At 52.0% G+C, this 20,150-nt stretch carries 17 protein-coding genes; 12 read left to right on the top strand and 5 right to left on the bottom strand.

The genetic code is table 11. The features are described from left to right. Position 1 precedes the first annotated feature (1 nt). From cyoA to B880_RS0113105, 3 genes are all read right to left on the bottom strand, one after another. On the bottom strand, positions 2-922 hold the full coding sequence (gene cyoA, locus B880_RS0113115; protein ID WP_026042627.1) for a cytochrome o ubiquinol oxidase subunit II: 921 nt from the start codon (positions 920-922) through the stop codon (positions 2-4). A gap of 464 nt (positions 923-1,386) precedes the next feature. Next, a complete protein-coding gene (ampG, locus tag B880_RS0113110) occupies positions 1,387-2,856 on the bottom strand; it encodes a muropeptide MFS transporter AmpG (RefSeq protein ID WP_017347880.1) in 1,470 nt (489 codons plus the stop codon). Between the two features lie 48 nt (positions 2,857-2,904). Beyond that, a complete protein-coding gene (locus tag B880_RS0113105; RefSeq protein WP_017347879.1) occupies positions 2,905-3,483 on the bottom strand; it encodes a lipoprotein in 579 nt (192 codons plus the stop codon). Positions 3,484-3,747: 264 nt separating this feature from the next. Here B880_RS0113105 and bolA point away from each other — a divergent pair, with 264 nt between their 5' ends. The 9 genes from bolA (at position 3,748) to B880_RS0113060 (ending at position 14,113) form a co-directional block, all read left to right on the top strand. Beyond that, on the top strand, positions 3,748-4,062 hold the full coding sequence (gene bolA / locus B880_RS0113100; RefSeq protein WP_017347878.1) for a transcriptional regulator BolA: 315 nt from the start codon (positions 3,748-3,750) through the stop codon (positions 4,060-4,062). Between the two features lie 298 nt (positions 4,063-4,360). Beyond that, the gene (gene tig, locus B880_RS0113095) at positions 4,361-5,665 is read left to right on the top strand and encodes a trigger factor (protein ID WP_017347877.1); all 1,305 of its coding nucleotides are present in this window, start codon (positions 4,361-4,363) and stop codon (positions 5,663-5,665) included. Between the two features lie 320 nt (positions 5,666-5,985). Then, entirely contained in the window at positions 5,986-6,609 is a 624-nt protein-coding gene (gene clpP, locus B880_RS0113090; protein ID WP_017347876.1) for an ATP-dependent Clp endopeptidase proteolytic subunit ClpP, read from the top strand. 135 nt (positions 6,610-6,744) lie between these two features. After that, positions 6,745-8,016 (top strand): ATP-dependent protease ATP-binding subunit ClpX, encoded by a 1,272-nt coding sequence (gene clpX / locus B880_RS0113085; RefSeq protein ID WP_017347875.1) that lies wholly within the window; start codon positions 6,745-6,747, stop codon positions 8,014-8,016. 188 nt (positions 8,017-8,204) lie between these two features. Continuing rightward, positions 8,205-10,559: an endopeptidase La gene (lon, locus tag B880_RS0113080; RefSeq protein WP_017347874.1), complete on the top strand. Its 2,355-nt coding sequence runs from the start codon at positions 8,205-8,207 to the stop codon at positions 10,557-10,559. Positions 10,560-10,771: 212 nt separating this feature from the next. Continuing rightward, entirely contained in the window at positions 10,772-11,047 is a 276-nt protein-coding gene (hupB, locus tag B880_RS0113075) for a nucleoid-associated protein HU-beta (protein WP_026042626.1), read from the top strand. A gap of 238 nt (positions 11,048-11,285) precedes the next feature. After that, positions 11,286-13,154 (top strand): peptidylprolyl isomerase, encoded by a 1,869-nt coding sequence (ppiD, locus tag B880_RS0113070; protein ID WP_017347872.1) that lies wholly within the window; start codon positions 11,286-11,288, stop codon positions 13,152-13,154. 140 nt (positions 13,155-13,294) lie between these two features. After that, positions 13,295-13,621 carry a ComEA family DNA-binding protein gene (locus B880_RS0113065; protein ID WP_017347871.1) on the top strand — a complete coding sequence of 109 codons (327 nt, stop codon included), beginning with the start codon at positions 13,295-13,297 and terminating at the stop codon, positions 13,619-13,621. Positions 13,622-13,714: 93 nt separating this feature from the next. Continuing rightward, the gene (locus B880_RS0113060; RefSeq protein WP_017347870.1) at positions 13,715-14,113 is read left to right on the top strand and encodes an acyl-CoA thioesterase; all 399 of its coding nucleotides are present in this window, start codon (positions 13,715-13,717) and stop codon (positions 14,111-14,113) included. A 36-nt stretch (positions 14,114-14,149) separates the two neighbouring features. Here the strand turns inward: B880_RS0113060 and queC are convergent, their stop codons facing one another. Together queC and B880_RS0113050 are read right to left on the bottom strand one after the other, a co-directional pair. Then, complete coding sequence (gene queC / locus B880_RS0113055; protein ID WP_017347869.1) at positions 14,150-14,845, bottom strand: 7-cyano-7-deazaguanine synthase QueC; 696 nt, start codon at positions 14,843-14,845, stop codon at positions 14,150-14,152. A 104-nt stretch (positions 14,846-14,949) separates the two neighbouring features. After that, complete coding sequence (locus tag B880_RS0113050; RefSeq protein WP_017347868.1) at positions 14,950-15,984, bottom strand: PLP-dependent cysteine synthase family protein; 1,035 nt, start codon at positions 15,982-15,984, stop codon at positions 14,950-14,952. Positions 15,985-16,101: 117 nt separating this feature from the next. On the opposite strand from B880_RS0113050, the gene B880_RS0113040 reads away from it, so the two are divergent. The 3 genes from B880_RS0113040 to B880_RS0113030 are packed head-to-tail and all read left to right on the top strand — an operon-like array spanning position 16,102 to position 20,124. Further along, positions 16,102-16,563, top strand: coding sequence for an Lrp/AsnC family transcriptional regulator (locus B880_RS0113040; RefSeq protein ID WP_017347866.1), 462 nt, complete (start codon positions 16,102-16,104; stop codon positions 16,561-16,563). A gap of 23 nt (positions 16,564-16,586) precedes the next feature. Continuing rightward, entirely contained in the window at positions 16,587-18,365 is a 1,779-nt protein-coding gene (locus B880_RS0113035; RefSeq protein ID WP_017347865.1) for a SmdA family multidrug ABC transporter permease/ATP-binding protein, read from the top strand. Continuing rightward, positions 18,349-20,124: a SmdB family multidrug efflux ABC transporter permease/ATP-binding protein gene (locus tag B880_RS0113030; protein ID WP_017347864.1), complete on the top strand. Its 1,776-nt coding sequence runs from the start codon at positions 18,349-18,351 to the stop codon at positions 20,122-20,124. The genes B880_RS0113035 and B880_RS0113030 overlap by 17 nt, the downstream gene beginning before the upstream one ends. Positions 20,125-20,150 lie beyond the last annotated feature (26 nt).

Here is a 20,150-nt window from a genome sequence, read left to right as displayed (position 1 = left end):
ATTATTCCTCTGCTCCAGCGGAAGCGGTGTGACTCATGTCCATACCTTTAGGCATGTCCATTTTCTCGTGGCCGCTCATGAACTGGTCTACAACCTGCTTAAACAGTTCAGGATTAGCTTGGGAGAAATATTCCACCGGGTTGTTTTCACTAGGCGCTGCGACCTTTTTGAAATCATCCATGGTGGTCAGCGTGTTAGGTGCCGCTTTAACGGTAGCAACCCACTGCTGGAATTCCGCATCATCTTTGGTCGCAATGGCTTTGAACTTCATGCCAGAGAAACCACGACCGCTGAAGTTCGCCGAGATACCATCGAATGTTCCTGGCTCATTGGCGATGAGATGCAGTTTAGTCTGCATACCGGCCATGGCGTAGATCTGGCTGCCGAGCGTAGGAATAAAGAAGGAGTTCATGACGGTGTTCGAGGTGATCTTGAAGTTCACTGGGGTGTTTGCCGGGAAGGCAATCTGATTGACGGTCGCAATACCCTGTTCTGGGTAGATAAACAGCCATTTCCAGTCCAGCGCAACGACATCGATCTCAACCGGTTTAACATCCGAGACTAGCGGTTTGCTAGGTTCCAGTGCGTGGGTTGATTTCCAGGTCAGTACACCAAGGAAAATGATGATCAGGATCGGGATGGTCCAGACCACAGCTTCCACTTTATTGGAGTGCGACCAGTTAGGGCTATACTTCGCTTGAGTGTTCGATGCCCGATATTTCCAGGCAAAAAACACCGCCATAAAGACTGCCGGGATTACGACGATCATCATCAAGCCGAAAGCTGTCAGAATCAACGAACGTTGCTCCAGTGCAATCTGTCCTTTGGGATTTAACAACGCACTATCACAGCCACTGAGTAATACAGCGCCTGCGATTAATGACAAAATCCCCAAACTTTTATTGTATTTCCTGAGTCTCATTTAACGACCTCAATGACATAGGGCTCTATTGTCGTTTAAGTGTGCGCGCATTTTACGGGAAGGTTTCAGCAGTGTAAACCAGCTTCAGGTTGCGTCAACAGCGTGTTCACACCTTTTGCTAAGGGTGTCACAGATGTTGCCTGACGTGACAAATTGTGAGTGCTGACAAGGATTTGGCGTTGTTATAACAAAAAGCGATGGCAGTAACCGCAGAAAAAACAGGGAAAGTATAAACCTCACTAATTGTGCTCAATTATTTAACATTTTTGTATCATTTTTGGCGATGAAATGACACAACCAGTCGCTTATTAGCCTTTAAATAATTAGAGGGGCATGTTAAACCGCTGTGTAATTATTTAAGAAAAATAACACCCGATGATAAAAATAATCTGCACAATTAATTTTATGCCGTTTTTATCTAACGACCTGCCAGTAAACACTTACTGGAATTTCTGTTGAAAAAATCAGCGATCCCGGCGAGTGGCAAATATATCCAGTATTACCCCTGCCGCCACCATTAGCAGCGTCACACTCAGGCCTGCGCTAAACAGGTAGTCCGCCAGATGTGGAGGTTGCCAAGATGTTGTGGCACTCATTGCCAGAGATAACAACCAGATGGCTAACAACAGACAGCCAAAGCCAAAGCCCTGGGTGACCAGCCGGTAGTGCGCTTTCCAGCGTGTCCGTGGCAGAAACTCACCGGTTTTCTGCACGCTTTCCAGCGCAGGACGACAAGCCGCTAATAAGAGTAGACCAGGAATGGCCGCGATGACGCTAAAGGCATAAAAACCTGGCCAGTTCCACAGTTCAACCAGCCAGCCTGCTGCCGGGCCGACATAAACGCGACCCACGGCTGAAAGGGCGGAGAGCAGGGCAAACTGCGTGGCGGAGAAGGATTTGTTACACAGGGTCATTAACAAAGCAACAAAGGCTGCGGTGCCCATGCCACCACATAAGTTCTCAATAAATACTGCGCTGGCCATGCTCCACAGATGTGGCGGCGTAATCGCCAACAGCCAATAGGCAAAGTTAGAGATGCCTTGCAAAATGCCGAACAGCATCAGGGCGCGGAACAGGGAAAGGCGTTGCATCAGCACGCCGCCGTAGAGTGCGCCAATAATGGTGGCAAGCAGGCCGAGGGATTTGTTCACCAGCCCTACATCACCGGGCGGGAAGCCGAGCCCACGAATAAGAAACGTTGTGGTGAGCGAAGCGGCAAATGCATCACCCAGCTTATAAAGGATGATTAGCGTCAGCAGTAGCCAGGCGTTATTGCGGCCAAAAAAGTCTTTGAGAGGTAGCACCACCGCATGGCTCAGCGAACGCGGTGCCGCGACGGCGTTTTCCGGCTCTCGTGCTAATAGTGTGGCGATAAGCCCAGGCACCATCAGCAGGGCCATGAGCCAGTAAGTGGCCTGCCAGCCGAGAAAGCGATCGGCCAGCCACAATGCAAGGCCGCCCGACACCAGCATCGCCAGGCGGTAGCCCAGTACGGTAATTGCCGCCCCGTTTCCGCGTTCTTCCGCGGGTAACACATCGGTTTTCCATGCATCAAACACCACATCTTGTGAGGCGGAGCAGAAAGCCACGACGACAGCCAGTGCGGCTAACAGGGTTAAATCGCGGTTGGGTTGCATAAAGCCCATCGCCACGATACCTGCGATGAGTGCAAGTTGGGTCAGTAGCAGCCAGCCACGGCGGCGCCCCAGTAGCGGTGGGGTATAGCGATCCATCATCGGTGACCAGAGGAACTTGAAGACGTAAGCCTGGCCGACCAGAGAGAAGAAGCCGATGGTTTTCAGGTCAATGTTTTCTACCGTCATCCACGCTTGCAAGGTGCCTGCGGTGAGTGCCAGCGGTAAGCCGGAAGCGAAGCCCAACAGTAACAGCACGGCGGTATTGCGTTGCGTAAAGATGCGCAGATAGTGATTCATAGTGACCTTAAGACAATGCCCGGCTGAGCGCCGGGCAAAGAGCACAGATTAATGTGCGTTTTGTTTGATGAAGTTATGGATGGTGGTGTCTTGCGCCATATCGGCAATTACGTCACCCAGCGTGCTGTTAACCGCTTTGGTGATTTTGTCATTGGTCGCACTAAACGCGCCTTCCTGACTGTAAGTCTGACGGTAGTTTTTCACCATCTTGTTGCCGTTTTGGGCTGTCGCGATGATAGAGATATCGGCTTTCGTGGTAATGCTGTAGCGCACGTTGCCTTCAGTGACATCTGCGTACAGGTTGTTAACCACAATTTGCAGATCGACTGCGCCGTTTGGCCCCACCATATAACCGCGTGCGGTCATCTGCTTCTCCAGCACTTCCTGAAGCAGGAAGCGCAGATCGCGGGAAGGGGTTAAGGTCACCAGTTGACCGTCACGGTTCACTTTCGCCAGGGCCTGGTCAGTACGCTGATCGGCACCATTGATGCTGACGGTGATCCCCATCAGGCTTGGGTCCTGCGAAGGCAGTTGAATACGTGGTTGAACATCTAAGGTGTTGGTGCTGGCTGCACAACCGGCCAGAATAAAAGCGGCCAGCAGGGGGAAGAACAGTTTCTTTAACATACTCTTTCTCGTTAGCATTGAGGTTGACTTGCAAAACTGTGGCCATCATAACAAAGCGTTGCGGTGAAAAAAGCCCCGACTTGCCGGAAATTGATTGTAAAGGAGTTTTTTACATGAGGAAGGCGACGCTGGATTGATCTCGCCATTTTCCTCTATATCATGCGATGCAGGTCAGGATTTTTATCATGCGCCGGAGCGGTGACGCCAAAACCTACTAATATTTAAACAGATGAGGCACCCCTCTCGCCGTCAAGGAGTGTAAACATGATTCGCGAAGACATAGAAGAAAAATTGCGTAACGCGTTCCAACCGGCACATCTGGAAGTGGTCGACGAAAGTTACCGACACAACGTGCCGGCAGGATCAGAGAGCCATTTTAAAGTGGTGATTGTCAGTGAGCGTTTTACCGGACAGCGTTTCCTTGCTCGTCATCGTGCTATTTATAGCGAGCTGACGACCGAGTTGTCAGGCAGTGTCCATGCATTGGCGCTCCACACCTACACAGAAAAAGAGTGGGCAGGACTACAAGACACGGTGCTGGCTTCCCCCAACTGTCGGGGAGCAGGTACGCTGGCATAATGTCAGTGAACAGTTTAACAGACGGCCTCCGGGCCGTTTTTTATTGCCATTTGATTAATAAACGCGATCCATAGCGCAAAAAAGCGGCGAAGTCGTTAAAAAGTGGTGAGTTTGCGTCCTCGACTCATTCCAGTGATGCCGCTATAATGCGGCGTCTATTTTTCCGGAATGTCTTCGGGACGCTTCTGGTAACAGGGAACGGTCTCTTCGCAGAAGCTGTCCCGGTTGTTGGATACGCGCATTACACAATGTGTGGTGTCTGAAGTTGACCGAGCACGTGATTTTTTGAGGTATCAAGATGACAGTTTCAGTAGAAACCACTCAGGGTCTGGGCCGTCGCATTACGATTACTGTTGCAGCTGACAGCATCGATAGCGCCGTTAAGAAAGAACTGGTGGAAGTGGCTAAGAAAGTCCGTATCGACGGTTTCCGTAAAGGTAAAGTGCCGAGCAAAATCATCGAGCAGCGCTATGGCGCTTCTGTTCGTCAGGATGTGCTGGGCGAACTGATGACCCGCAACTTCGTTGATGCAATCATCAAAGAGAAAATCAACCCGGCTGGCGCACCTAACTACGTGCCAGGCGAGTACACCGAAGGCCAGGACTTCACCTACGCGGTAGAGTTTGAAGTTTACCCGGAAGTTGAACTGCAGGGTCTGGAGTCTATCGAAGTTGAGAAACCAGTTGTGGAAGTTAACGACGAAGACGTTGACACCATGCTGGAAACTCTGCGTAAGCAGCAGGCGACCTGGACTGAGAGCGAAGCAGCAGCGACTGCTGAAGATCGCGCTACCATCGATTTCACCGGTTCTGTAGACGGTGAAGAGTTCGAAGGCGGCAAAGCGTCTGACTTCGTACTGGCGATGGGCCAGGGTCGTATGATTCCAGGCTTCGAAGAAGGTGTTGTTGGCCACAAAGCGGGCGAAACCTTCACTATCGACGTTAAATTCCCGGAAGATTACCACGCAGAAAACCTGAAAGGGAAAGATGCGAAGTTTGAAATCGTCCTGAAGAAAGTCGAAACGCGTGAGCTGCCAGAGCTGACTGAAGAGTTCATCAAACGTTTCGGCGTTGAAGATGGTTCAGTTGCTGGTCTGCGTGCTGAAGTACGTAAAAACATGCAGCGTGAGCTGAAAGGCGCAATCCGCAACCGCGTGAAGAGCCAGGCAATTGATGGTCTGGTTGCTGCTAACGAAATCGACGTGCCAGCTGCGCTGATCGACAGCGAAATCGACGTTCTGCGTCGTCAGGCTGCACAGCGTTTCGGTGGTAACGAGAAGCAAGCGCTGGAACTGCCACGTGAACTGTTCGAAGAGCAGGCTAAACGTCGCGTTGTTGTTGGCCTGCTGCTGGGTGAAGTTATCCGTACCCACGAGCTGAAAGCTGACGAAGCACGCGTTGCTGCCCTGATCGAAGAAATGGCTTCTGCCTACGAAGATCCACAGGAAGTTATCGAGTTCTACAGCAAAAACAACGAGCTGATGAACAACATGCGTAACGTGGCTCTGGAAGAGCAGGCTGTTGAAGCGGTGCTGGAAAAAGCGAAAGTGACTGAGAAAGCCACTAACTTCCAGGAACTGATGAATCAGACCGCTAACGTCTAATCTTCCGTTCTGAAAGTACCCGGCCCGCGACTGCTGCAGTTGCGGGCTTTTTTTTGTTTTTTACCGGTATAACCCTTGTTTTTGCTCAATTAAGCAGCAAATTCACCCTGATGCGCTTTTTCAGGGTTAGCGATTGAGAAAAAGGTTGTTATGCTTGAAATAACTGGGTCGCATCCCCAGATACAAGGAATGCCTGAAACAGAAACTGACTGATGACCCATCCAGAGGATGGAATGGCTGATGTAGAAGGGCAAAATGCTTTTCGGCTCAGGCAACATCGGTACAGCATGTTGCCAATGAATTTTTTCCAGGAGACGGTAATGTCATACAGTGGCGATCGCGAATTTACTGCACCGCACATGGCGCTGGTGCCAATGGTGGTTGAACAAACCTCACGGGGTGAGCGTTCTTACGACATTTACTCCCGCCTGCTCAAAGAGCGTGTGATCTTCCTGACCGGACAGGTTGAAGATCATATGGCCAACCTGATTGTTGCGCAGATGCTGTTTCTGGAAGCAGAAAACCCGGAAAAAGATATCTATCTGTACATCAACTCCCCAGGTGGTGTGATTACTGCCGGGATGTCGATCTACGACACCATGAAGTTCATCAAACCTGATGTCAGCACCATCTGTATGGGCCAGGCGTGCTCAATGGGCGCATTCCTGCTGACCGCAGGGACTAAGGGTAAGCGTTTCTGCCTGCCAAACTCGCGTGTCATGATTCACCAACCGCTGGGCGGCTACCAGGGCCAGGCAACGGATATCGAAATCCATGCGCGTGAAATCCTGAAAGTGAAACAGCGTATGAATGAGTTGATGGCTGAACATACGGGCAAAACGCTGGAAGAAATTGAGCGTGATACCGAGCGCGACCGTTTCCTCTCTGCGAGTGAAGCTGTAGAGTATGGCCTGGTAGACTCTATTTTAACGCATCGTAAATAAGACCCTCTGCCTGTGTCGCTGCACTCTGAACTATAGTTAGCGAGGAGCGGGCAGTTGTGTTGAATGATTAGTGGTCGCGCTTACGCGGCCATCGCCGTACCTCTGTATGGCCTGAGAACAAGAAGAGGTTAACTGATGACAGATAAGCGCAAAGACGGTTCAGGTAAGCTGCTGTACTGCTCTTTTTGCGGCAAAAGCCAGCATGAAGTGCGTAAGCTGATTGCCGGGCCGTCAGTGTATATCTGCGATGAATGTGTTGATTTATGCAATGACATCATCCGCGAAGAGATTAAAGAAGTCGCACCGCATCGCGAGCGCAGTGCGCTGCCGACGCCACACGAAATCCGCCATCACCTCGATGATTACGTAATCGGGCAGGAGAGAGCGAAAAAGGTGCTGGCCGTAGCGGTGTACAACCACTACAAACGTCTGCGTAATGGCGACACCAGTAACGGCATTGAGCTGGGCAAAAGTAACATTTTGCTGATTGGCCCAACCGGTAGCGGTAAAACCTTACTGGCTGAGACGCTGGCGCGGCTGTTAGATGTGCCATTTACCATGGCCGATGCTACCACCCTGACCGAAGCGGGTTATGTGGGTGAAGACGTAGAGAATATCATCCAGAAACTGCTGCAGAAGTGCGACTACGATGTACAGAAAGCGCAGCGTGGTATTGTCTACATCGATGAAATCGACAAGATTTCACGTAAGTCTGACAACCCATCGATCACCCGTGACGTCTCCGGTGAAGGTGTACAGCAGGCGTTGCTGAAACTGATTGAAGGTACAGTGGCTGCCGTTCCGCCGCAGGGTGGACGTAAGCACCCACAGCAGGAGTTCTTGCAGGTTGATACCTCAAAAATTCTGTTTATCTGTGGTGGCGCATTCGCCGGTCTGGATAAAGTCATCGCGCAGCGTGTTGAAACCGGCTCAGGCATTGGTTTTGGCGCGGTGGTGAAAGGCAAATCAGAGAAAGCCGGTGAAGGTGAGCTGCTGGCGCAGGTTGAGCCAGAAGATCTGATCAAATTTGGTCTGATCCCTGAATTCATCGGTCGTCTGCCAGTGGTTGCAACGCTGAATGAACTGAGTGAAGAAGCCCTGATCCAGATCCTGCGTGAGCCAAAAAATGCGCTGACGAAGCAGTATCAGGCGCTGTTCAACCTGGAAGGCGTAGAGTTGGAGTTCCGTGAAGAAGCCTTAACGGCGATCGCGAAGAAAGCGATGTCACGTAAAACCGGTGCTCGTGGTCTGCGCTCCATCGTTGAAGCTGCACTGCTGGAAACCATGTATGACCTGCCTTCTATGGACGGCGTGGAAAAAGTGGTCATTGATGACTCAGTGATTGGCGGTGAATCTGAACCGCTGTTGATTTATGGTAAGCACGAAGCTCAGGCTTCTGGTGAATAATTAACCAATAAATCCACACACTTAAACAATAAAGGGGAAAATTCTTTCCCCTTTTACTTTTCTCGCCCTTCCAACATTGAATGTCGGCTAAGCATCCCCATATACTCAGATACCTGTGGGTTTAACTGCGCATTTCCGCACTCTGCGTTACCCACCACCTGGCGGACACTAAACTAAGAGAGAGCTCTATGAATCCTGAGCGTTCTGAACGCATTGAAATCCCCGTGTTGCCTCTGCGCGACGTGGTGGTTTATCCGCACATGGTAATTCCGTTGTTTGTTGGTCGGGAAAAATCAATTCGGTGCCTCGAAGCCGCAATGGATCATGATAAAAAGATCATGCTGGTAGCACAGAAAGAGGCTTCAACGGATGAACCTGGCATTAATGATCTTTTCGCAGTAGGTACTGTTGCTTCTGTATTGCAGATGCTGAAACTGCCTGACGGCACGGTCAAAGTGTTGGTGGAGGGGCTTCAGCGTGCCCGTATCACTACACTGGCAGATAACGGTGACCATTTTGTTGCCCAAGCCGAATACCTTGACTCACCAGAAATTGAAGAACGTGAGCAGGAAGTATTGGTGCGAACTGCAATCAATCAGTTCGAAGGCTACATCAAACTTAATAAAAAAATTCCGCCAGAAGTGCTCACTTCCCTGAGCAATATCGACGATGCTGCCCGCCTGGCAGACACCGTTGCAGCGCATATGCCGTTGAAACTGGCCGATAAACAGTCAGTGCTGGAGATGTCAGACGTCAACGAACGTCTTGAGTATCTGATGGCGATGATGGAATCTGAAATCGATCTGCTGCAAGTTGAAAAACGCATCCGTAACCGGGTGAAAAAGCAGATGGAGAAGAGCCAGCGCGAGTACTATCTGAATGAGCAAATGAAAGCCATTCAGAAAGAGTTGGGCGAGATGGATGATGCGCCTGACGAATTTGAAGCGCTGAAGCGTAAAATCGAGCTGGCAAAAATGCCAACCGAAGCGCGTGAAAAAGCTGAAGCTGAACTGCAAAAACTGAAAATGATGTCACCTATGTCCGCAGAAGCGACCGTAGTACGTGGCTACATTGACTGGATGGTTCAGGTTCCGTGGAATGCACGCAGCAAGGTGAAGAAAGACCTGCGTAAAGCACAGGAAACGCTGGATACCGATCACCACGGCCTTGAGCGCGTGAAAGATCGCATCCTTGAGTATCTTGCGGTGCAGAGTCGTGTCAGCAAGATCAAAGGGCCAATCTTGTGCCTGGTGGGACCACCGGGTGTGGGTAAGACCTCTTTGGGTCAGTCAATTGCAAAAGCGACAGGACGTAAATACGTGCGTATGGCGCTGGGTGGCGTACGTGATGAAGCGGAAATCCGTGGACACCGTCGTACCTATATTGGCTCTATGCCAGGCAAACTGATTCAGAAAATGGCAAAAGTCGGGGTGAAAAACCCACTGTTCTTGCTGGATGAGATCGACAAAATGTCTTCGGACATGCGCGGCGATCCGGCGTCGGCACTGTTAGAAGTGCTTGATCCAGAACAGAACATTGCTTTTAACGATCACTATCTTGAAGTTGATTACGATCTCTCGGACGTGATGTTCGTTGCGACGTCTAACTCCATGAACATTCCGGCACCTCTGCTGGATCGTATGGAAGTCATTCGTCTCTCAGGCTACACCGAAGATGAGAAACTCAATATTGCACGCCAGCACTTGCTGCCGAAGCAGATTGAACGTAATGCTCTGAAAGAGAAAGAGCTGACCGTAGAGGACAGCGCTATCCTTGGCATCATTCGTTTCTATACGCGTGAAGCGGGTGTACGTAGCCTGGAACGTGAGCTCTCTAAGCTGTGCCGTAAAGCGGTGAAAGCGCTGCTGATGGACAAAAACCTGAAGCACATCACCATTAATGGTGAGAACCTGAAAGACTACCTCGGTATTCAGCGCTTTGACTATGGTCGCGCGGACACGGAAAACCGTGTTGGTCAGGTTACTGGCCTGGCGTGGACTGAAGTGGGTGGTGAACTGCTGACGATTGAAACGGCGAGCGTACCGGGTAAAGGTAAGCTGACTTATACCGGTTCACTCGGTGAAGTGATGCAGGAATCGATTCAGGCAGCGCTGACCGTGGTGCGTTCTCGTGCAGATAAGCTGGGAATCAACGCTGATTTCCATGAAAAACGTGATATTCACGTGCACGTGCCAGAAGGTGCAACACCGAAAGATGGCCCAAGTGCTGGTATCGCGATGTGTACTGCACTGGTTTCTTGCCTTACGGGCAATCCGGTTCGTTCGGATGTGGCAATGACGGGTGAAATCACCCTGCGTGGCCAGGTTCTGCCTATCGGCGGCTTGAAAGAGAAGTTACTGGCGGCACTGCGTGGCGGCATTAAAACTGTGCTGATCCCGGACGAAAACACCCGCGATCTGGAAGAAATTCCACAAAATGTCATTGATAGTTTGACCATTCATCCGGTGAAACGCATTGAAGATGTTTTGACCTTTGCGCTGGAAAATTCGCCGTACGGTATGCAGGTTGTTACCGCTAAATAGTGATTAACGGCAAAGTCCGTTAAAAAAAGCGAGGCTGGCAGGCACATTGGCGCTTGCCAGTCTTTTTTTGTGTCGCTACCTTTAAGAGCTGCTGGAACAACGTTTAAGATGATTACCGTTGTTTCAGCCTCACAGGCTTGATATAAATGCTGCGCGTTCGTTACCGGCTGGATGTTCGGGGCGAGTGGAATAATAACGAGGGGATGAAGAGAGTGAATAAGTCACAGTTGATCGACAAAATTGCTGCAGATGCAGATATCTCTAAAGCAGCCGCTGGCCGTGCACTGGATGCCATCATTGCCGGTGTTACTGACTCACTGAAGTCAGGCGAAGATGTAGCCCTGGTTGGTTTTGGTACTTTCAAAGTCAAGGATCGTGCAGCTCGTACTGGCCGTAATCCACAGACTGGTCAAGAGATCACCATCGCTGCGGCAAAAGTGCCTGGTTTCACTGCGGGCAAAGCCCTGAAAGACGCCGTCAACGCGTAATGACAGACACATCCATTAGAGCTTTTCTTTAGTGGATTGAGGACGATTAGTGCGTTCTCATGTAACATACGGGCACATCCTTGCGGATGTGCCTTTTTTTATCCTGTGGCGTGACAAATGACGAAAGTATTTGTCTCACCTGGGGCAGTTGTGGATTCTACAACTGCGTCGCCTCTTTTTTGGACTGAGGCGGGTTACTGAGCGTTAAATTCACACTACAGCGGAGTGTTGTCATACCATGATGGACAATTTACGCGCGGCATCAAGTCACGTCGTGCTCAAGATTATTTTGGGAGTGATTATTCTCTCCTTCGTGCTGACCAGCGTGGGTAACTATCTGATTGGCGGAACCAGCGACTACGCAGCAAAAGTTAACGGCCATGAAATTAGCCGTGCTGAGCTGGAGCAGGCGTTCAGTAATGAACGTGCGCGTCAGCAGCAGCAGTTGGGTGACCAGTTCTCACAGTTGGCCGCCAATGAAGGTTACATGCAGCAGGTTCGCCAGCAGGCACTGTCCCAGCTGATCGATCAGGCACTGCTGGCTCAGTATCAGAAAGATTTGCACATCTCGATCACAGATGACCAGGTCAAACAGGCCATCTTTAATCAGGCGGCTTTCCAGACCAATGGCAAATTCGACAACGCGAAATATAACAGCCTGATTGGCAATATGGGCTTCACCGCCGATCAATACGCTGAAGCGCTGCGTAAGCAGTTATCTAACCAGCAGTTGGTTAACGCTATTGCCAATACCGATTTCATGCTGAAAGGCGAAACCAGCAAGCTGGTGGACCTGGTGGCGCAGAAACGTGACATCCGCGAAGCGACAATTGACGTCAACGCGCTGGCTGCGAAGCAGACCGTCACTGATGATGAAATTGCCCAGTATTACAAACAGCATCAGAGCAGTTTCATGGCGGCTGAGCAGTTCCGTGTGAGCTACATCAAACTCGATGCTGCTGCACTGCAAACAACGCCAACTCAAGCTGATATTCAGAACTGGTATGACAGCCACAAAGCGGATTACACCCAACCGCAGCGTAACCGCTACAGCGTCATCCAGACCAAAACGCAAGCCGATGCAGATGCACTGCTGGCGCAGCTGAAGAGCGGTGGTGATTTTGCCGCGTTGGCGAAAGCAAAATCCATTGACCCAATCTCGTCGGCTAAAGGCGGAGACATGGGTTGGCTGGAACCAACAACCACACCAGACGAGCTGAAAAATGCCGGTTTAACGCAGAAAGGGCAGCTTTCAGGCGTGATCAAATCTTCTGTAGGCTTCCTGATCGTGCGTCTTGATGATGTGCAACCAGAACAGGTGAAACCGCTGAGTGAAGTGCAAGACGCACTGGCCACGAAAGTGAAAGAGGAAAAAGCGATTGATGCGTTCTACAAACTGCAGCAGAAAGTCAGCGATGCAGCGAATAACAACAACGCTTCCCTGAGCAGTGCAGAGCAGGTTTCTGGTGTTAAAGCCGTTGAAACCAACTGGTTCGGTCGTGATAACGTGCCACAGGATCTCAACTTTGATCAGGTGAAGAAAGTGCTGTTTGACGGTTCACTGCTGGGTCAAAATGGCGGTGCCGGTAATAACTCAGACATCATTACCGTTGATGGTGACCGTGCGTTTGTGGTTCGGATCAGTGAGCACAAACCGGAAGCGGTAAAACCGCTGGATGAGGTTAAAGCCCAGATCACCGATACGCTGAAGCACGATAAAGCCGTGCAGCAGGCGAAGACCCAGGCAGACAAGCTGCTGGCCGATCTGAAAGCCGGTAAACAGGATGCACTGGGCGCGGCTGGTTTAACCCTCAGCGCGACGAAAACCGTGGATCGCAATACGCAAGACAGCATTGTGCAAACCGTATTTGACCTGCCTCAACCTGCTGCTGGTAAGCCTTCATGGGGTGTCAGCGAGGATATGCAGGGCAACGTGGTATTGATTGCGCTGGATAAAGTCAGTGCGGGCACCATGCCGCAGGCACAGATTGATGCAATGGTAAAAGGTGTAACGGACAACAATGCCCAGTTAGCCTTTGAAGCCCTGCTGCAAAATCTGCGCAAGGAAGCCAAAATCAAATATGGCGATGCTGCGGAGGCCCAGTAAGGCTCGCAGAAATCCTGCAATACACTGCAACAACCAAAGGCCGCTTATGCGGCCTTTTCCATTCTTAATCAAAGGCTTTTGCTGCCTGATTTTTGCTATGTCACTCTCCCTGTGCTGTTTAACACAAGGAGAAACACAGCATGATTAAACGTACCACGTTCGCATTTTACCTCTCTCTGGTACTCAGCGGCGCAGGCTGGCATCAGGCAGCGCTGGCAGTAGAAAAGCCCGCAGCACCGGCAGTCACTCAGCCACAACCGGCGGATGCCTCTACGGTGGTGAGCATCAATACGGCAACGGCAGAACAGCTGGCGCAGGCGATGCGCGGTATTGGGTTAAAGAAAGCCCAGGCGATTGTTAGCTACCGTGAACAATATGGTCTGTTTAGCCATCTTGAGCAGTTGAAAGAGGTGCCGGGTATCGGTATTGCGCTGGTAGAACGCAATGCGGATCGGCTGAAACTGTGATCCCGTTGGCAGAGCATCAGCAATAAGCCCTTAACTGGACGGACCTCTGCTACGCTGTAGAGGTCCAACCAGTTGACTAATTCGGAGCCTGTGATGCAAACCACCATTAAAGTACGCGGCTATCATCTTGATGTTTACCAGCATGTGAATAACGCTCGTTATCTGGAGTTTCTCGAAGAAGCGCGTTGGCAGTGGCTGGAAAACGTTAATGCATTTGACTGGCTACAATCAGCGAAGTTGGCGTTTATCGTGGTAAACATCAACATTAACTACCGTCGGCCTGCGGTCATGGGGGATATATTACAGATTCATAGTGCAGTGGCGCAGCTCAACGGTAAGAGTGGCGTTCTCCACCAGCGTGTGACGCTGGCAGAGAGTGATGTCGAGGTGGCTGATGCGGCGATCACGTTTGTCTGTATTGATCTGCGCACGCAAAAAGCGGTAGCACTCGAAGGCGAACTGCGTCAACGGCTAGAGCAGCTCATGGCATAGGGCGATGAAGAGCATTTAACCCACAGGTGGGTGCCATTACTGCAATCCGCTCTTACGTTTCATGCTCGCCATCACGGCCGGTTGATCGGCGAAATAGTTTTCCAGACCGCGAGCACGCAGGTGGCAGGCGGCACATTCGCCACAACCATCACCTTTGATACCGTTATAACAGGTCAGTGTTTCACTGCGAATCAGCGGCAGCTGTTGCCAGTAGTCAGCCAGCGCCCAGGTTTCTGCTTTGTCTAACCACATCAGCGGAGTTTCAAAGCGAACATCACGCGCCATCCCTAAGGAAACGGCATGATTGAGCGCTTTAACAAACTCGTCCCGGCAATCCGGATAGCCTGAAAAGTCGGTTTCACATACGCCAGTGATCACTGCTTCAGCTTCAACCTGATAGGCGTAAACCGCAGCGAGTGTCAGGAACAGAATGTTACGTCCCGGCACAAAAGTACTCGGCAAACCGCTGGCGTCAGGATCGTAATTAGGCACGGGGATGTTATCACGCGTCAGGCTACTGACCGCCAGTTCGTTGAGCAGAGTAACATCCAGAACTTTGTGCGCGCGTGCGCCTAGTTTGAGTGACAGCTCGCGGGCCACGTCGATCTCTTCGCGATGGCGCTGACCGTAATCGAAGGTAACGCAGTGGACTTCATCATACTGCTGTAACGCCTGTACCAGGCAGGTGGTGGAATCCTGACCACCGCTAAACACCACAACGGCTCGTTGCATTGCTGCATACTCCAGAAAAAATTTTCGCCTATGGTACTGCCTGTGAACCGGGATGAACACCCCCGCTTACGGGAAGGAAAGGGGGCGCAGGTCAAGGCTCAGGGTTACATCAGCTGCTGCTGCCAGTGGCTGATATCACCAATATGTTGCGCGACCCAGACCGGATCGTAGTAAGTATCGGGGTAGCGTTCGCCGCTGTCACACAGCAGGGTGACCAGGGAGCCTTGCTCACGCTGTTCACGCATGCGCTGTGCTACCTGCATCATGCCCCAGAAATTGGTGCCGGTTGAAGCACCAGGACGACGGCCAAGGATGTTCTCCAGATGCAACATGGCGGCAATGCTGGCTGCATCCGGGACCTTCATCACTTCGTCGATCACATCCGGCATAAACGAGGCCTCGACGCGCGGGCGGCCAATGCCTTCAATACGACTGCCACGCTCGGCACACAGTGCCGGATTGCGCTGGTGCCAGAAATCATGAAACACCGAAAACTCAGGGTCCACGACCATCAGGCGGGTGTTATATCCCTGATAGCGAATGTAGCGCCCCAGCGTTGCGGAGGTGCCTCCAGTGCCCGCGCCCATAATCAGCGAGTGGGGCACAGGATGAGGCTCATGGGCCATCTGGCGGAAAATACTCTCTGCGATGTTGTTATTGCCCCGCCAGTCCGTTGCCCGCTCAGCAAAGGTGAACTGATCCATAAAATGACCATTTAACTGGTTGGCAAGGCGAAGTGACTCGCTGTAGATCTGTGCCGGATCGCTGACAAAATGGCACTCACCGCCGTAAAACCGGATCTGTTCAATTTTCCGTTTTGCGGTGGTTTCGGGCATGACGGCAATAAAGGGCAGATTCAGCAAGCGGGCGAAATAGGCTTCGGACACGGCCGTGCTGCCAGATGACGCTTCGATGATCGGGGTATCTTGCTTGATCCACCCGTTGACTAACCCATGCAGAAACAGCGAACGCGCCAGGCGGTGTTTCAGGCTGCCACTGGGATGCGTGCTTTCATCCTTGAGGTAAAAATCGATACCCGCATAATCCGCCAGACGAAAGCGAATCAGGTGTGTGTCCGCCGAACGTTGAAAATCGGCGTTAATTTCATTAATGGCGTGGCGGACCCAGGAGGTATTCATGACGGACGTTGCTCAAAGTGACAGAACGCATAGTGTAAAGCACGCGACGGAAAACGGGTTTGCTAAATTTCCATTAAAATCGGCTATCAAGAGAAAAATTTTCTCCCGGAGTCCCACATGCTAGATAAAACAGACCGTGCATTGCTGGCACTGTTGCAGCAAGATTGTACGCTTTCGCTCCAGTCGCTGGCAGATGCGGTCAATCTCACCACCACACCTTGCTGGAAACGCCTGAAAAAACTTGAAGATGATGGCATCATTCGCGGGCGCGTAGCGCTGTTGGACGGTGAAAAGCTGGGACTCGGTCTGACGGCGTTTATGTTTGTCAAAACGCATCAGCACAGCAGCGAGTGGTATCAGGCCTTTGTCGAAGCCGTTCAGACGCTTCCAGAGGTCATGGCTTTCTATCGTATGGCGGGTGAATACGACTACCTGCTCCGCATTCAGGTGGCAGATATGAAATGCTATGACCGGTTTTATAAACGTCTGGTGAACAGCGTGCCTGGACTCATAGATGTCACTTCCAGCTTTGCGATGGAAGAAATTAAATATACGACGGCACTGCCCGTCACCCTCTGAGCATTGATACTGAGAACAACGCGGTGCGATTATTCAGCCAGTTAAGTTGGTATTTTCTGCGTGAATGGCGTCGTTACCTCGGCGCGGTCGCGCTGTTGGTGATTATTGCCATTTTGCAACTTCTGCCGCCTCATCTGGTGGGGGTTATTGTGGATGGCGTAACACACCAAACGCTGGGCGTTGGGCGTTTAATGATGTGGATCGGCGTGATGCTGTTCACTGCGGTGATTGTTTATCTTCTGCGATATGTCTGGCGTGTGCTGTTGTTTGGCGCGTCTTATCAACTGGCCGTTGAGCTGCGGGAAAAGTTCTATCACCAGTTAAGTCAGCAGCATCCCGCCTTTTATCTTCGTCACCGGACGGGCGATCTGATTGCGCGTGCCACCAATGATGTCGATCGCGTGGTGTTTGCCGCCGGAGAAGGCGTGCTCACCCTGGTCGATTCATTGGTGATGGGGTGTGTGGTGCTGATCGTCATGAGCGTACAGATCAGCTGGGAACTCACTTTGCTGGCGCTGCTGCCTATGCCTCTGATGGCCATGGCGATTCATCGCTACGGTAACCAGCTACACGCCCGTTTCAAACTGGCTCAGGCCGGCTTTTCCGCGCTCAACGATCAGACGCAAGAGAGCCTGAGCAGTATCCGTATGATCAAAGCGTTTGGCCTCGAAGCACACCAGTCCAGGCTGTTTGCGGACATTGCGCGCGACACCGGAGAAAAAAACCTGCGGGTAGCGCGAGTAGATGCGCGGTTTGACCCGACTATTTATGTCGCGATTGGCTTTTCTAATTTGCTGGCAATTGGCGGGGGGAGCTGGATGGTGTGGCATGGTTCCCTGACGCTGGGCCAGCTCACTAGCTTTGTCATGTATCTCGGGTTGATGATTTGGCCGATGTTGGCACTGGCCTGGATGTTCAATATTGTTGAGCGCGGGAGTGCAGCCTGGAGCCGAATTCGTGCGCTGCTGGCGGAAGCCCCGGCCGTCCCTGATGGCAGCAAAACAGTGCCTGAACAGCCGGGTACGTTACAGATTGCGATCTGTCAGTTCAGCTATCCGGCCAGCACTGCACCGGTATTGCATCACATCAATTGCCAGCTCAAACCGGGGCAAATGCTTGGATTGTGTGGCCCGACCGGGAGCGGAAAAAGTACGCTATTAAGCCTGATTCAACGCCATTTTGACCTTCTTGAAGGGGAGATTCGTTTCCACAACCTGCCGTTGACAGAACTGCGCATTGATAGCTGGCGGAGTCGTTTGGCCGTGGTCAGTCAGACCGCTTTCCTGTTCTCGGATAGCATCGCCAATAATATTGCGCTGGGTAAACCCCACGCCAGCCTCGATGAGATCCGCCATGTGGCAAAACTTGCCTGCGTCGATGAAGACATTATGCATCTGCCACAGGGCTATGACACCGAAGTGGGGGAACGGGGGGTGATGCTTTCAGGTGGGCAGAAACAGCGTATAGCCATTGCGCGCGCGCTGCTGGTTAATGCCGAAATCCTGATCCTTGATGATGCGTTATCTGCCGTTGATGGCCGCACCGAACATGAAATCCTACGTAATCTCCGCCAGTGGGGGCGAGGTAGAACCGTGATTATCAGCGCCCACCGTCTCTCTGCATTGACTGAAGCCAGCGAAATCCTTGTGCTGCAACAAGGCAGTGTTGCTCAACGTGGCGATCACCACAGCCTGAGCAGCCAGCCGGGTTGGTATCGTGATATGCATCGCTACCAACAGATAGAAGCGGCTCTGGATGATGACCTGCCTGCGAAAGAGGTGCCACATGGCGAAGCCCACTAAAATTTGGCCCACCCTCAAGCGCCTGCTGGCTTATGGCAATCCGTGGCGAAAATCACTGCTGTTAGCGATGCTGATGCTCTGGACTGCCGCTGCCGCAGAAGTGGCTGGCCCCGCAATGATCAGCTATTTCATCGACCATCTACTGGCGCGCCATGAAATGCCATGGGGGATGGTCGCCGGTCTGGTCGTGGGGTTTATCCTGCTACAGCTGCTGGCGGCAGGCTTACATTACGGCCAGTCATTGCTGTTTAACCGTGCGGCGATCGGCGTCGTTCAGCGTTTACGTTGTGAAGTGATGGATGCGGCACTGCGCCAGCCGCTCAGCGCTTTCGATACTCAGCCGGTAGGGCAGGTTATCGCCCGCGTCACCAATGATACGGAAGTGATTCGCGATCTGTGGGTGACTGTCGTGGCGACGGTGCTACGCAGTGCCGCTCTGGTCGGGGCGATGCTCGTCGCCATGTTCACCCTTGACTGGCGTATGGCCTGGGTTGCTATTGCGATTTTCCCGCTGGTCTTCAGCGTAATGCTGATTTATCAGCGTTACAGCACCCCGATTGCCCGCCGCGTGCGCAGCTATCTTGCGGAGATCAACAACGGCTTCAATGAAGTGATCAGTGGAATGAGCGTCATTCAGCAGTTCCGCCAACAGGCGCGTTTTGGCGAGCGTATGAGCGAAGCCAGCCAGTCACACTACCTGGCACGCATGCAAACGCTGCGGCTGGACGGCTTTTTACTGCGGCCGCTGTTAAGTCTGTTTTCTGCGGTGATCCTCTGCGGCTTGCTGCTGCTGTTCAGTTTTAATGCACCTGGCGTGTTTGAGGTTGGCGTGCTGTATGCGTTTATTACCTACCTCGGGCGTTTAAACGAGCCACTGATAGAACTCACCACGCAGCAGTCCATGTTGCAGCAGGCGGTGGTCTCTGGTGAACGCGTCTTTGAGCTGATAGATGCGGCGCAGCAGTGCTATGGCAACGATATCCAGCCGCTGTCCAGCGGTCGGATTGAAGTGCGTCACCTCAATTTTGCCTATCGTGACGATCGTACTGTGCTCAGTGACGTCAGTGTCACCGTGCCTGCACGCAATTTCATCGCGTTGGTGGGGCACACAGGCAGCGGTAAAAGTACCCTCGCGAGCCTGCTGATGGGCTACTATCCGGCATCGAGTGGTGAGATTTTGCTGGACGATCGTCCGATTGGCGATTTATCGCACCAGGCGCTGCGGCAGAGTATTGCGATGGTGCAACAAGACCCGGTGGTTCTCGCTGAGTCGTTGCTGGAAAATGTTCGCCTTGGGCGCGACATTACGGAAGAGCAGGTCTGGCTGGCGTTGGAGCAGGTGCAGCTTGCCAAACTGGCGCGCACGCTACCGCAGGGGCTACATACCCGCCTGGGTGAGCAGGGGAATACTCTCTCTGTCGGGCAGAAGCAGCTGCTGGCGCTGGCTCGGGTGCTGGTCTCCCTGCCAAAAATCCTGATACTTGATGAAGCCACCGCCAACATTGACTCTGAGACGGAACAGGCGATTCAACACACCTTACGCCGTTTACGTGAGCACACTACGCTGGTGGTGATTGCGCACCGGCTGTCTACGGTGACAGAAGCGGATTCTATTTTAGTGCTACATCGCGGTAGTGTGGTTGAGCAGGGCAGTCACGATCAACTCCTCGCCCAGCAGGGACGCTACTGGCAAATGTATCAATTGCAGCAAGCTGGCGATGTGCTGATGACGAGCAATTCCTTAACCTCGACCGGCTAATTGCACCTTTTTCGTCCACACATATC

Source organism: Pantoea sp. A4 (assembly GCF_000295955.2).
Taxonomy (GTDB): domain Bacteria; phylum Pseudomonadota; class Gammaproteobacteria; order Enterobacterales; family Enterobacteriaceae; genus Pantoea; species Pantoea multigeneris.
The sequence above is the reverse complement of the archived record's forward strand: the minus strand, read 5'-3'. Positions and strand labels throughout refer to the sequence as shown.